Origin of the sequence: Nocardioides sp. CPCC 206348, assembly GCF_048654705.1 — a bacterium.
In the GTDB taxonomy this organism is placed as follows: domain Bacteria; phylum Actinomycetota; class Actinomycetes; order Propionibacteriales; family Nocardioidaceae; genus Nocardioides.
Genome location: NZ_JBMCZA010000107.1, coordinates 18096 through 31598, shown reverse-complemented (window position 1 = coordinate 31598; position 13503 = coordinate 18096). Strand labels below are relative to the sequence as shown.

The 13503-nt window shown below is 66.9% G+C and carries 14 protein-coding genes; 11 read left to right on the top strand and 3 right to left on the bottom strand.

The genetic code is table 11. From position 1 onward, the window contains the following. The 6 genes from ACOADB_RS05605 to phaZ all read left to right on the top strand — a co-directional run. On the top strand, nucleotides 1-282 hold a 282-nt coding region (locus tag ACOADB_RS05605), incomplete at its 5' end, for an AMP-binding enzyme (protein WP_420280562.1). Between the two features lie 154 nt (nucleotides 283-436). Further along, nucleotides 437-1195, top strand: coding sequence for an SDR family oxidoreductase (locus ACOADB_RS05600; RefSeq protein WP_378596954.1), 759 nt, complete (start codon nucleotides 437-439; stop codon nucleotides 1193-1195). After that, nucleotides 1192-1977: an SDR family oxidoreductase gene (locus ACOADB_RS05595; RefSeq protein WP_378596953.1), complete on the top strand. Its 786-nt coding sequence runs from the start codon at nucleotides 1192-1194 to the stop codon at nucleotides 1975-1977. Before ACOADB_RS05600 ends, ACOADB_RS05595 begins: the two co-directional genes overlap by 4 nt. Next, nucleotides 1974-2960: an NADPH:quinone oxidoreductase family protein gene (locus ACOADB_RS05590; protein WP_378596951.1), complete on the top strand. Its 987-nt coding sequence runs from the start codon at nucleotides 1974-1976 to the stop codon at nucleotides 2958-2960. The genes ACOADB_RS05595 and ACOADB_RS05590 overlap by 4 nt, the downstream gene beginning before the upstream one ends. 292 nt (nucleotides 2961-3252) lie before the next feature. Further along, nucleotides 3253-4944 (top strand): PHA/PHB synthase family protein, encoded by a 1692-nt coding sequence (locus ACOADB_RS05585; protein ID WP_378596949.1) that lies wholly within the window; start codon nucleotides 3253-3255, stop codon nucleotides 4942-4944. 13 nt (nucleotides 4945-4957) lie between these two features. Then, the gene (phaZ, locus tag ACOADB_RS05580; RefSeq protein WP_378596948.1) at nucleotides 4958-5791 is read left to right on the top strand and encodes a poly(3-hydroxyalkanoate) depolymerase; all 834 of its coding nucleotides are present in this window, start codon (nucleotides 4958-4960) and stop codon (nucleotides 5789-5791) included. Here phaZ and ACOADB_RS05575 read toward each other — a convergent pair. Both ACOADB_RS05575 and ACOADB_RS05570 read right to left on the bottom strand, forming a co-directional pair. Then, nucleotides 5784-6635, bottom strand: coding sequence for an alpha/beta fold hydrolase (locus ACOADB_RS05575; protein ID WP_378596946.1), 852 nt, complete (start codon nucleotides 6633-6635; stop codon nucleotides 5784-5786). The genes phaZ and ACOADB_RS05575 overlap by 8 nt on opposite strands. Continuing rightward, entirely contained in the window at nucleotides 6632-7642 is a 1011-nt protein-coding gene (locus ACOADB_RS05570; RefSeq protein WP_378596945.1) for an NADP-dependent oxidoreductase, read from the bottom strand. Before ACOADB_RS05570 ends, ACOADB_RS05575 begins: the two co-directional genes overlap by 4 nt. Nucleotides 7643-7695: 53 nt before the next feature. Here ACOADB_RS05570 and ACOADB_RS05565 point away from each other — a divergent pair, with 53 nt between their 5' ends. Continuing rightward, nucleotides 7696-8613 (top strand): SDR family oxidoreductase, encoded by a 918-nt coding sequence (locus ACOADB_RS05565; RefSeq protein WP_378596944.1) that lies wholly within the window; start codon nucleotides 7696-7698, stop codon nucleotides 8611-8613. Here the strand turns inward: ACOADB_RS05565 and ACOADB_RS05560 are convergent. After that, entirely contained in the window at nucleotides 8537-9268 is a 732-nt protein-coding gene (locus ACOADB_RS05560; RefSeq protein ID WP_378596943.1) for a TetR/AcrR family transcriptional regulator, read from the bottom strand. The genes ACOADB_RS05565 and ACOADB_RS05560 overlap by 77 nt on opposite strands. A gap of 128 nt (nucleotides 9269-9396) precedes the next feature. Here ACOADB_RS05560 and ACOADB_RS05555 point away from each other — a divergent pair, with 128 nt between their 5' ends. The 4 genes from ACOADB_RS05555 to ACOADB_RS05540 are packed head-to-tail and all read left to right on the top strand — an operon-like array spanning nucleotide 9397 to nucleotide 13446. Continuing rightward, nucleotides 9397-10374 carry an enoyl-CoA hydratase/isomerase family protein gene (locus ACOADB_RS05555; protein WP_378596942.1) on the top strand — a complete coding sequence of 326 codons (978 nt, stop codon included), beginning with the start codon at nucleotides 9397-9399 and terminating at the stop codon, nucleotides 10372-10374. Further along, nucleotides 10374-11279 carry an alpha/beta hydrolase gene (locus ACOADB_RS05550; RefSeq protein WP_378596941.1) on the top strand — a complete coding sequence of 302 codons (906 nt, stop codon included), beginning with the start codon at nucleotides 10374-10376 and terminating at the stop codon, nucleotides 11277-11279. The genes ACOADB_RS05555 and ACOADB_RS05550 overlap by 1 nt, the downstream gene beginning before the upstream one ends. A 48-nt stretch (nucleotides 11280-11327) precedes the next feature. After that, nucleotides 11328-12788, top strand: coding sequence for a class I adenylate-forming enzyme family protein (locus ACOADB_RS05545; RefSeq protein WP_378596940.1), 1461 nt, complete (start codon nucleotides 11328-11330; stop codon nucleotides 12786-12788). After that, entirely contained in the window at nucleotides 12772-13446 is a 675-nt protein-coding gene (locus tag ACOADB_RS05540) for a TetR/AcrR family transcriptional regulator (RefSeq protein ID WP_378597054.1), read from the top strand. The genes ACOADB_RS05545 and ACOADB_RS05540 overlap by 17 nt, the downstream gene beginning before the upstream one ends. Nucleotides 13447-13503: the final 57 nt, after the last annotated feature.

The window sequence follows — 13503 nt, the reverse complement described above, 5'->3', positions numbered from 1 at the left end:
ATCCGCGGCGGTTTCAACGTGTACCCGCGCGAGATCGAAGAGGTCCTGATGACCCACCCCGACGTCTCCCTTGCCGCCGTCATTGGCATCCCGCACGTCAGCCACGGCGAAGAGGTCAAGGCCGTCGTTATCCGCAGCGAGGGCGCAACCATCACCGAGGACGAACTCGTCGCCTGGGGGAGGGAGCAGATGGCCGGCTACAAGTACCCCCGCATCATCGACTTCGTCGACGCTCTCCCCATGACTGCGACCGGCAAGATCCTCAAACGCGAATTGGTGTGAAACCTGAGAACGGACCCGGGCGCGGCACACGGTCCGGGTTGAACGGGTCCGTGTCGGTTTCGGCATTGCTGGCCGAGCCAACCACTGACCGTGAGGGCGTGGCCATGGTCCTCGAGCGGCTCAGCTGATCCGAACACGATGAGAAGGAGAGACCATGAGCCAGAGGCTCCAGGGCAAGACCGCCATCGTCACCGGCGCCAGCCGGGGCATCGGCCTCGCGATCGCCGAACGACTGGTCGCCGAGGGCGCCAAGGTCGCCATCACAGCCCGCAACAAGGAGGCCCTCGATGAGGCCGTCGCCAACCTGGGCGGGCCCGAGCACGCCCTGGGCGTGGCCGGGAAGGCCGACGACGTCGAGCACCAGGCCGAGACGGTCCGCCAGGCCATCGAGATCTTCGGCAGCGCCGACCTGCTGGTGAACAACACCGGCATCAACTCCGCCTACGGCCCGATGGTCGAGCTCGACCTCGGCGCGGCGCGCAAGACCGTGGAGGTGAACTGCATCGCGGCCCTGTCGTGGGTGCAGCAGGTCCATCGGGCCTGGATGAAGGAGCACGGCGGCGCCGTCGTCAACGTCTCCTCGGTCGCCGGGATCCGGCCGGCACCGGGCATCGGGTTCTACGGTGCAAGCAAGGCGATGCTGATCTCGATCACCGAGCTACTGGCTGTCGAGCTGGGCCCGGACATCCGGGTCAACGCGGTGGCGCCGGCCGTGGTGAAGACGAAGTTCGCCACCGCGCTCTACGAAGGGCGCGAGGAGAAGCTCGCCACGCAATATCCGCTCAAGCGGCTCGGCGTGCCCGAGGACATCGGCAGCGTCGTGGCCTTCCTGCTCTCGCAGGACGCGGCCTGGATGACCGGCCAGACCGTCGTCGTCGACGGCGGCGTCACGCTCACCGGCGGCGTCGAATGAGCATCGTCGCGGGACGCGGGATCGTCGTCACCGGTGCCGAGGGCGGCATTGGTCGGGCGCTGGCCGCACGGCTGGTCGCGGAGGGCGCCCGGGTGGTCGTCAACGACCTCGACCCGGAGCGCACGAAGGCGACGGCCGACGAGATCGGAGCGCACCCGTTGCCCGGGGACGCTGCGTCCGAGGCGGGCGTCGCCACCCTCGTGGAGGGCGCCCGCGCACACCTCGGCCAGATCGACGCCTGGTTCGCCAACGCGGGGGTGGTCCACGGCCCAGGGCTGGAGGCCTCCGAGGACGAGTGGGCGTCGAGCTGGGAGATCAACACGATGGCGCACGTGCGGGCGGCCCGGCTGCTGGTGCCCGATTGGCTCGAGCGCGGTGGCGGACGCTTCGTTGCGACCGCGTCCGCGGCAGGGCTGCTCACGGCGCTGGGCAGCGCACCGTACTCAGTCACCAAGCACGGTGCGGTCGCGTTCGCGGAGTGGCTCTCAGCGACGTACCGACACCGCGGCATCGTCGTGCACGCGATCTGCCCCCAGGGGGTGCAGACCGACATGTTGAACAACAGCGGCGCGATGAGGGAACTGCTTGTCGCCAACGGTGCGCTCACGCCCGAGGACGTCGCCGAGGCGACCTGGCAGGCGATGCAGACGGACCGCTTCCTGGTGCTCCCGCACCCGGAGGTCGCCAACTACTACGCGGCCCGAGCCACCCAGCCCGACCGCTGGCTCGTAGGCATGAACAAGCTCCAGCAGCAGCTCGAGCAGACGGAGGTGCAGGTATGAGGGCCTGGCAGGTAACGGAGCTCGGTGAGCCCAAGGAGGCCATGCGACTGGTCGACGTCGACGATCCGCAGCCTGGTGCCGGACAACTGGTGGTGAAGGTGCTGGCGTCCCCGGCGAACTTCCCCGACGTCCTCATGTGCCGCGGGACCTACCAGGTCAAGCCGGATCTGCCGTTCACGCCTGGGGTCGAGCTGTGCGGGGAGGTGGTCGCGCTCGGTGACCGCGTCACAGGCTTCAATGTCGGCGACCGGGTGCTGGGCGGTGCGGTGCTGCCGTACGGCGGCTTCGGCGAGCTGGCCGTCATGGATGCGGCCACCACGTTCCCCGCGCCCGAGGCGCTCGACAACGCGCAGGCAGCCTCCCTCTACATCGGCTACCAGACCGGATGGTTCGGCCTTCACCGCCGGGCGGCACTCCAGCCGGGGGAGACACTGCTCGTGCACGCCGCTGCCGGCGGTGTCGGAAGTGCAGCCGTCCAGCTCGGCAAGGCAGCCGGCGCCAAGGTGATCGGCGTTGTCGGCGGTGCGGACAAGGCCAAGGTGGCCTACGCGCTCGGCGCGGACGTCGTGGTCGATCGACGCGAGCAGGACTTCATCGACGTGGTCAAGGCCGAGACCGGTGGCCGCGGGGTCGACGTGATCTACGACCCGGTCGGTGGTGACACCTACCAGCGCTCGACCAAGTGCATTGCGTTCGAGGGCCGGATCCTGGTGGTCGGGTTCGCCGGTGGCGAGATCCAGTCCGCCGCACTGAACCACGCACTGGTCAAGAACTACTCGATCGTGGGGCTGCACTGGGGCCTCTACAACCGGTTTGACCCTCCCGCGGTCACCGAGTGCCACCGCGACCTGACGCGGCTCGCCGCTGAGGGCGCCGTGGCCCCGCTTGTCAGCGAGCGGCTCGCGCTGGAGTCCGTCGCCGACGGCGTCCAGCGGCTTGCCGACGGCGCAACCGTTGGCCGCGTGGTCTACGACACGGAGTAGGGACATGACCGCGACCCGCCTGGTCGATGGCGTGGTCTTCGACTACCGGGGCGCTGACCATCCCCGTGCATGCACCGCCAGGGCTCGACCTCGAGCGGCTCGGATCGTGGTTCGCGGGGATCCCGGGCGGGCAACCGGCTGCAGGCGTCCCTGATCGCCGGCTGCGCTGTCAGCCGGATCCGCACCAACCTGCCGCGCACTCTGCTTGCGATTACAATAACGAAGTTATAGAATCGCTCGGGCGACGGTCTTCGCGAACGCGCACTTCATTCGGCTACGAGGGGATCATCCGATGACCGCAGAAACGTCCTCTTCTCTCACTGACGCTGGTCCACCGGTCGGCGCCCTGTTCGTCGACGCTGCGCTGGGTCCGGCCGCTGGTTTCACCCCGGACAGGTCAACTGCCAAGTGGGTGGGCTCCCTCGCCCGGCAACCGCGGGCCGTGGGGCGCAGGCTTGGCGGGCTGGGGGGAGAGGCGCGCCGGATCGTGGCCGGCACGTCGACGCTCTCGCCAGAGCGCGGGGACCGGAGGTTTCGGGACATCGCGTGGACCGAGAACCCCTTCCTGAAGCGGCTGGTCCAGCTCTACCTGGCTGGCGGGCAGACCCTGGACCAGCTCGTCGACGACGCCGACCTCGACCTGCGCGACAGCAAGAGGGTCCGGTTCCTGCTGGAAAACATCGTGGAGGCAGTCGCGCCGAGCAATTTGCCACTGGTCAACCCGGCGTCCGCGAAGGCAGCCATCGACACCGGCGGCCTAAGCCTGGTGCGCGGCGGCAAGCAGTTCTTGAAGGATCTCTCGAGCTCGCCGCGCATCCCAGAGATGGTGGACAGCAGCGGTTTCGTTGTCGGTGAGAACATCGCGGCAACGCCCGGTGCTGTGGTGTTCCGCAACGAGGTTCTCGAGCTCATCCAGTACCAGCCGCAGGCGGAACAGGTGTACGACGTACCCGTACTCGTCGTGCCCCCCACCATCAACAAGTTCTATGCAATCGACCTTGCGCCTGGACGCAGCCTTGTGGAGTTCGGAGCACAACAGGGCCGACAACTCTTCGTCATCTCCTGGCGCAACCCGGATTCCCGGCACGCCGGCTGGAACTTCGACACCTACGTCCGGGCCATCCTGGATGCGTTCGACGCCGTCGAGGAGATCACCGGCAGCACGAAGACAATGCTCGGCGGCATCTGTTCGGGAGGCATCCTGGCCACCATCACCGCCGCGTACCTCGCCGCGACCGACCAACAAGACCGGCTGGCCGGGTTGTGCCTGGCGGTCACGGTGATCGACAACGCCGGGACCGGCACCGTGGCAGCCTTGGTCGACCCAAGGATCGCCGCCAAGGCCAAGGCGAGATCGGCCAGCAAGGGCTACCTCGACGGGCGGGCCCTGGCCGAGGTCTTTGCCTGGCTGCGACCGGGGGACCTGGTCTGGAACTACTGGGTGAACAACTACCTCCTCGGAAACCGGCCGCCGGCCATGGATCTCTTGTTCTGGAACTCCGACACCACCCGCATGGCCGCGGGGCTGCATGCGGACTTCATCGACATGGCTGTCGACAATCAGCTGACCCAACCCGGCGCGGTCGCCGTCCTCGGGGTACCGATCGACCTTCGCGCGATCACGGTCGACTCCTACATCGTGGCCGGTGTCACCGACCACATCACGCCCTGGGAGAGCTGCTACCGCACCACACAGCTGCTCGGAGGAAAGACGAAGTTCGTGTTGTCGACCAGCGGGCACGTCGCGGCAATGGTGAATCCGCCGGGCAACCCCAAGTCGACGTACCGCACCAACGACGAGAACGTCGACGACTCAGACACGTGGCTGGCTCGGGCGGAGACCCATCAAGGCACGTGGTGGACCGATCTCTCCGTCTGGCTCGACGCTCGATGTGGCGAGCTGATGCCTGCGCCCGACCGGCTCGGAACAGCTGGGCTGCCGCCGCTGGCCGACGCGCCGGGCACCTACGTCCTCGAGAAGTAGGGGAGGGCTACGCGTGAGTGAGAACGCGTTTCAGGTAACGGTGCTGGGGCATTCAGTACGTGTGTCGGTGCGGCCCGGCACCGAGCCTGGTCGGCCGCCGCTGGTGCTGTGCAACGGCATCGGCGCCAGGCTCGAGCTCCTACAGCCCTTCGTCGACCAGATCGACCCCCGCATCGAGGTCGTCAGATTCGACGTACCCGGCGTCGGTGAATCTCCACCAGCACGTGTTCCCTACACCTTTGCCGGACTGGCCTGGCTGCTCGGGAGGGTGCTCAGCCGGATGGGATACGACACCTTCGACGTTCTCGGCATCTCCTGGGGCGGCGGGCTGGCCCAGCAGGTTGCATTCCAGCACCCGCACCGATGTCGGAGAGCTGTGCTGGTCAGCACCGCCACGGGTTCGCTGATGGTGCCCGCCAACCCCTGGGTGTTGCGCAAGATGATCACGCCTCGCCGTTACCGAGACCCGGAATACGCAACGTCCGTCGCGGCCGAGCTCTATGGCGGTCGGCTCAGGGACGAGCCCGCCTTGGCTCGGCTGCTGCTGCACGACCAAGCCGGCGTCTCGCGTCGCGGCTATCTGATGCAGCTGCTGGCGGGAGCGGGTTGGACCAGCCTGCCCGCTCTCCCGTTCATCCGTCAGCCGGTCCTGATCCTGGCCGGAAGCGACGACCCCATCATCCCGTTGGTCAATGCTCGCATCATGCATCGGCTACTGCCGCACAGCGTGCTGCATGTGTACGACGACGGTCACCTCGGCCTCGTCACCAAGGCCGACGAGCTTGCCCCGCTGGTCTCGGACTTCGTGATGCGCCTGCCGACTGACCAGCCTTCGTCCGTTAGCTGAGGAACTCCAGCACCTGTGAGACGAACTGCTCGTGGTACTGGAACACGCCGCCATGGCCGGAGTCGGGGTAGATCCTCAGCGAAGCGTTCGGCAGACGGTGGGCCAGGTCGAACGAAGCTCGCGTGGGGAGCATCCGGTCGTCCTCCCCGTTGGCAACGAGCACCGGATGTTCGATCGCAGCGAGGTCCATCGGAGCCTGGCGTCCCCAGCGGTGAATCGCAACGAGCTGCGCGGCGACTCCTCGCAGCGACGTCGGCCGGACGCGGTCTGCGGTGCGCTCGTTGAGCCGCTGCATGTATCCCGCCGCGGCTGCCTTGCCGTTGGCCGATCTGGTGAAGAAGAGGTACGGCTTCGGGTCGCTGAGGGTAATCGCGCCCTGGAGAGTGTCTGAAATCAGCCTTCGGGAGAACTTTCCGACGCGCGCGCTGCCTGCTGCGCCGGTGCCAGCGAGCACCATCCTGCGCACCACGGTGGGCTCCTCCGTGACGATCACCTGCGAGATGAATCCGCCCAGGGAGAACCCCATCAGGTCGACCTGCTCCAGGCCAAGGGCCCGAATGAACGCGATGGCATCGTCCGCCATCGCCGACACCGTTGTGGGCGTGCGGCCACCGGATCCACCGACACCGCGATTGTCGAAGACGATCACACGTCGCTCGGCGGCGATCCCGTCGATGACGCGCGGGTCCCAGTCGTCGATGACTGCCGTGAAGTGGTGCAGGAAGACCAGCGGCACGCCAGTGCTCGGCCCGAACTCGCGGTAGGCGAACGGAGTTCCGCCGACCGCGATCGTCAGGGTCGGCGACGTGACGGCATCTTTCACCTGCGTGGTGCTCCGGCTCATCGGGTGTCCCCGTCCATCGTGATGACGACCTTGCCGCGGGCCTTCCCCTGCTCGACGTAGGCGAGTGCCTCGACGGTCTGGTCAAAGGAGAAGGTCCGCTCGTCGAGGACCGGGCGGAGATGGCCGGCCTCGTACAGGGCGGCGAGTTCACTGAGCTGTGTGCCGCTCGCCTGCATGAAGAAGAACGAGTAGCGAACCCCGAGCTTCCGCGCCTGTTTGCGCACCTTGCGACTCATGACAGACATGACCGGGCGCAGGATGGGCTGGCCCAACTGCTGGGCGAACGTGGGATCGGGTGGGCCGACCACGCTGATCGCCAGGCCGCCGGGCCTAAGGACGGTCAGCGACTTCTCCAGGTTGGCACCGCCGAGGGAGTCGAGTACGACGTCGAAGCCGGACAGCACCTCGGCGAAGTCGGTCTGGGTGAAGTCGACGACCTCGTCGGCGCCGAGCTCGCGCACGCGGTCTACGTCGTTGGTGTGCGCCGTTGTGGCGACGTACGCGCCCAGGTGCTTGGCGAGCTGGACCACCGTCGACCCGAGACCGCCGGCACCCGCATGCACGAGCACCCTCTGACCGGGCTTGACCTGGGCGAGGTCGACGAGCGTCTGCCAGGCGGCGAGGGCGACCAGCGGGACAGCGGCGGCCTCGTGGAGGGTCAGCGAGGCCGGCTTGAGGGCGGCGTCGTCCTGGTCGATCGCGATGTACTCGGCGAAGGTTCCGATCCGGAGGTCGCGCGGCCTGGCGTAAACCTCGTCACCGGAGCTGAGGTTTCGGACACCGGCGCCGACCTTGGTCACCACGCCCGAGACGTCGTGACCCAGCACGAACGGTTTCTTGTACTTGATCAGCTGCTTGAACTCCCCGTTACGGACCATCTTGTCCAGGGGGTTGATGCTCGCCGCGCTCACCTTGACCAGCACGTCGTTGTCGCCCACGGTGGGGAGCGGGACGTCGGCGGCATGAAGGCCGTCCTTGCCGTACTTCTTGACCACGAATGCCTTCATGTCAGCCTGCTTTCTCGGATGCCCTACGGGAAGAGTGCGGCTCGGTGCCGCTCTTGTCCCTCAACTATAACCAAGTTATAGTCTATTCCATGAAACATGATTTGTCTGGTCACAAGCTTCTGGTCACGGGTGCGGCAAGAGGAATTGGCGCGGAGGTCGCGCGCCTTGCGGTTGCCCGCGGCGCACGGGTTGCGTTGATCGGGCTCGAGCCCGATCGGCTGAAGGCGCTTGCCGACGAGCTTGGTGCCGCAGCGACGTGGTGCGAGGCTGATGTCCGCGATGGGAAGTCGGTTCAGTTCGCGATCGATGAGAGCGCCGAGGCGATGGGCGGCATCGACCTCGTGGTGGCCAATGCTGGGGTGGTGGCCTACGGGACCGTGCGACAGGCCGATGACGCGGTGTTCGAGAGGGTCATCGACGTCAACCTCACCGGGACCTTCCGGACGCTGAAGTACGCGACGCCGCATCTCGAGAGCAGCGGTGGTCACGTGATGGTGGTCGCCTCAGCACTCTCGTTTCTGGCCCTGCCCTCGATGTCGTCGTACGCCGCAAGCAAGGCGGGCGTCGAGATGCTCACGCTGGCCTACCGCCAGGAAGTGGCGCACCTCGGTGTCACGGTCGGCCTGGTGCATCCGTCGTGGATTGAGACCGACCTGGTCAAGGGCGCGGAGCAAGACATCCCCTCCTTCGTTCAGCTACGGAAGGAACTGCCCTATCCGGGGAACGTCACGACCAGCGTCGACAAGGCTGCGGGTGCGATCGTCGACGGGCTGGTGAGTCGGCGAGCCCGGGTCTACGTCCCGCGTGCGGTCGGTGCCGCGAGTTGGGCGAAGGCTGCCATCAGCTCACCGGTGGCATGGCCCTGGGCGAAACGCTTCGCCGGCAAGTGGGTGCCTACCCTCGAGCGCGAGATCGCGGCCCTCGGGCGGAATGAGCAGCTCGTGCCGCCGGCCCCGAGCCCCGGCGACTGAGCACCAGGGCAGCCTCGTGCGACGCGCGGGCCCGTTCCTGATCGTCGCCGAGGCCCACACACAACGTCACTCCCATCGGGAGCATCACCTGCGTCACCGGGTCGTCGAAATCAGTGAAGTGGTCACCGAGCTCGAGCGTGACGTAACCGTGCACGAAGCTCCACAGCGCGGCGGCGACCACCTTGGGATCCAGCGCCTCGACCCGACCGGAATCCACGAGCCTGGAGCACGCTTCAGTCAGATGCGCGTAGGCGGCCTGGAACGCCGGCGAATGTCCACTTCGACGAACGTCCTTGTCGGGGGTGGGGCGGTACGTCGCGCGGGTCGACAGTCCGAACATCAGGTCGTACAAGTGCGGGTTCGTTCGGGCGAACTCGCGGGTGGTCAGGGCCATGGAGAACAGATCCGCGATCGGATCGTCTGTGATCGGCACCTTGGAGAGCGCCGTCTCCATCTCGAAGTAGCCGTGGTCGACGACGGCCCGGATCAGCTCGGGGACGCCGCCGAAGTGGCTGTAGACCACCATCGTCGACATGCCCGCCTCGGACGCGACGGTGCGTGCCTTGATGGCCGAGGGACCCTGCTCCGCGAGCAGCTTGATCGTGGCTTGCACGAGGCGTCCCGGTACGCCCCCCGGCGTCGGTTCTTCGGACATGGCTCCCATGCTTGCACCCGGCGTCGCGGATCACGTTGAGGCGGTGCAGGGGAGGGGGTTGCCAGATTGCGATAACTTCGTTATATTTGCCCGAAGGAACCATCCATACCTCACCCAAGGGACCAGTCATGGCACAGGAAGTCAGGGGAAACCTCGAGATCGAGGACCGCGGAGCCGTACTGGTTGCGCGAATCGACGGCGGCCCCCTTGGGCTGTTCGGCAACGACATCGCCGAGCAACTCGACGCGCTCGTGGACCGCGCCGACCGCGACCCGAACGTTCACGCAGTGGTCTTCACCGGCACACACCCGGAGCGCTTCGTCAGCCACGCCGAGGTTCGCTGGCTACAGGAGGGCGGGGCAAAGGTCCCCTCGGTCGGCCTGAAGGGCGCATCGGCGCTCGCGCACACGGCCAAGGGCATCAACCGCGCGGGTGGGCTGCAGTCCCTCCTCGGCAAGACCCCGCTGTGGCCCGCTGTCCAGCTCGAGCGCCTCCACAGGACGTTCCTGAAGATGAACCGCAGTGGCGTCATCTTCGTCGCAGCCCTCAACGGTTCGGCTCTGGGTTTGGGCGCGGAGTTCGCCTGGGCGAACGACCTACGAGTCATGGCCGACGGTGACTACTTCATCGGCCAGCCAGAGGTCCTCCTGGGCATCATGCCCGGGGGTGGCGGAACACAGCGGCTGACCCGATTGGTCGGCACGCACCAGTCCCTGGTCGCGATCCTCGAGGGCAAGCCGTTCACGCCGGAGCAGGCGCTGGCCAACGGTGCAGTCGACGACGTCGTCGCCCAGGACGAGGTGCTCGAGCGCGCTGTGGAGCTTGCGAGCCATTTCGGCCGGCGTACGAAGGAATCGGTCGGGGGCATCAAGCGGGCGGTCTACTTCGGCGGCTCGATGTCACTGACCGACGGCCTGCACGTCGAGAGCGCCGAGTTCCTCACCACCGCGCTGTCCAAAGTGGGCCAGCAATTGATGCTCGACTACATGGCCACCACCGAAGCGACGAGCGAACTGCCGCTCTATTCCCCAGGCATCTACGAAGAAGCGCTTGAAGCGGGCGCCGTGCCCGGCATGCGCGCGAGCAAGGAGAAGGTGAACCGCTGATGGCGAAGACCAAGCCCTACACACGTCACGATGTCTCATTCACCTCGGGCGACGCGACCTGCGCGGCCTGGCTCTACCTCCCGACAGGCGTGGCATCACCGCCCGTAGTCATCCTCGGCCATGGCCTTGGCGCCACTCGTGAGATGCGCCTCGACGCGTTCGCGGAGCGCTTTGCGAAGGCCGGCATCGCTGCCTTCGCGTTTACCTACCGGCACTTCGGTGACAGTGGCGGCCAGCCGCGCCAGCTGTTGTCGATCAAGCGTCAGCTCGCCGACTGGGACGCCGCAATCGCGCACGTCAAGGGTCGCGACGACCTGGACGGCCAGCGTGTTGCCGTGTGGGGCAGCTCCTTCGGCGGTGGCCACGCCATCACTGTCGCCTCACGCCACCCTGAGCTGCTCGCGGCCGTGTCCCAGTGCCCCTTCACCGACGGCCTCGCATCGGCACGAGTATTGGGTCCCAGAGCTTCCCTGAAGCTCCTGCCCTTCGTCGCCCGCGATCTGGCGGCCAAGGCACGAGGCGCGGATCCGGTCACTCTCCCGTTGGCGGGCACTCCCGGCTCGGTGGCCCTGATGAACGCGCCCGACGCCCTCCCCGGCTACCAGGCCTTGATCCCACCCGGCACGGACTTCGTCAACGCGGCGGCCGCGCGGGTGGTCCCGACGATCACGGCGTACCGCCCGGGCCGCTCGGCGAAGAAGGTGGCCATGCCGATCCTCTTCTGTGTCAGCAACCACGACACCGTCACGCCACCCGAGCAGACACTTCGCTACGCGCGCACCGCCCCCCGCGGGGAGATCAAGACCTACGAGGCCGGCCACTTCGCCTTCTACCTGGGCGAGCCGTTCGAGCAGCTGGTCACTGACCAGATCGAGTTCCTGACCCGCCACCTCCAGCTGCCCTGATCCGACTACCCCGATCCACCTACCTCCCGAAAGGCAGGTTTGCTTGCCATGGAGTTCGTCACTCTTCCGGACCGTCGTGCCGCTCTGGATCCATCCGGACCCGCCGTTGCGGACGGCTCCGGATCCCTCACGAACAGCGATCTGCTGGACGGAGTGCTTGCAGTCGCTCGTCGGCTCAACGAGTTCGGCATCGGCGCCGGTGACGTTGTCGCGCTCAAGCTCAACAATCGGATCGATTTCGTGCTGTTGCTCTTTGCGGCTTGGCGGTTGGGCGCGACCATCACGCCGATCAACCCGAGCCTGACTGCGGTCGAGGTCCAGCGGCAGCTCGATGACTCCGGTGCCCGACTCCTCATCGTTGAAGAGGAGGACACGACATCGAAGATGGACGTGCCTGTCCTCCCTGTGGGTGACATGTACGACCCCATCGGGGCCGATCCCACCCCTCACGTGGACCCCGCGGCCCTGGCGCTGCTGATCTACACCTCTGGCACGACCGGGGTTCCGAAGGGGGTCATGCTCGACCACGCCAATCTCGATGCCATGACGGAAATGGGCCGGCAGGCGCTCGAGGTCGGTCCCGAGGACCGGTGCCTGCTGATTCTGCCGTTGTTCCATGTCAACGGCATCGTGGTCAGCGTCCTCACTTCGCTCCTCGCCGGCGCCAGTGTCGTCATCGCCGACCGGTTCAGACCGGACACCTTCTTCGAGACCATCGAGCGCGAGCGGCCGACCTTCTTCAGTGCGGTGCCGACCATCTACAGTTTGCTGGCGGCGCTGCCGGAGGAGGTGAAGCGGGACACTTCGTCGGTTCGTTTCGGTGTCTGTGGCGCAGCGCCCGCCTCGGCAGAGCTCCTTGCCCGCTTCGAGAGCCGGTTCGGGTTTCCGCTCATCGAGGGCTATGGACTCTCCGAGGGCACCTGCGGATCAGCGATCAACCCCGTTTCAGGTGTGCGGAAGGCGGGCACCGTGGGCCTTCCGTTCCCGGGGCAGGAGCTCCGCATCTTCGACGGTGCCGGCAACGGGGTTCCGCAAGGCGAGAACGGGGAGGTGGTCGTCCGTGGGCCCAACGTCATGCGTGGCTACCTCGGACGTCCCGACGACACAGCCGCCGTGGTCATCGACGGATGGCTCCACACCGGGGACGTCGGGCACCTCGACACCGACGGCTACCTGACCCTCGTCGGACGATCCAAGGAAATGATCATCCGCGGTGGCGAGAACATCTACCCCAAGGAGATCGAGGACGTGCTCGCCTCGGATCCCGCGGTGCTCGAGGCTGCCGTCATCGGCGTACCCGACGAGACCTGGGGCGAGATCGTCGTGGCGTTCGTACAGGCCCGACCCGGTGCGACGATCGACCTCAAGGCACTCAAGGCGCGATGTGCCGAAAGCCTCAGCGGATACAAGCGACCCAAGACGATCAACATCCTCGAGACGCTTCCCAAGAACGCTGTCGGCAAGCTCGACAAGAAGTCGTTGCGGGACGCCCGTGCACTTGTCGACTGACGTTCCGACCCGGCTGGTCGACGCGACGATCCGCCTTCTAGCCGAGGAAGGCCCCTCGGCCATCAAGGCCAGAACGGTGGCGTCGGCAAGCGGCTTGTCGACCATGGTTGTCTACAGCCACTTCGGCGGCGTACCTGAGTTGCTCAATGCCGTCATCGACGACGGGTTCAGGCGGCTCGCGGAGGAGTTCTCACGCGTTGCGGTCACCGACGATCCGCTAGCCGACCTCTGCACGATGGCACTGACGACTCGACAGATCGCTCGCGCGAACCCGCACCTCTACGACCTCATGTTCGGGCTGTCGAAACGGGCGACCTATCGGCCGATCAAGGACCACTGCGCGTCACCCAGCGGGAGTTCGGCAGCCTTCCTCGGGGCCCACGACCACGTGGTGGCGGCGTGCGCTCGGCTGATCGAGGCAGAACGGGTTGACCACCACGACCCGAAGGTGTTGGCCGGGCAGCTCTGGAGCATGGTCCATGGCTTCGTGACGCTTGAGCTCTCCGACCACTTCGTGGCCTTCGACGACCCGGTTGGCTCGGTGCTTCTGCCCCTGGGCACGGGGCTCGCAGTCGGACTCGGCGACAACCCCGCACGCGCGCTTGCGTCGCACGAGCTGGCCGCGCGGCGTTTCGACGAGACCCAAGGAGAGAAGTGAAGGAAGCCGTCGTCGCGGAGCGTTACGGCAGGGGCCAAGGGAAAGTGGCCATCACTA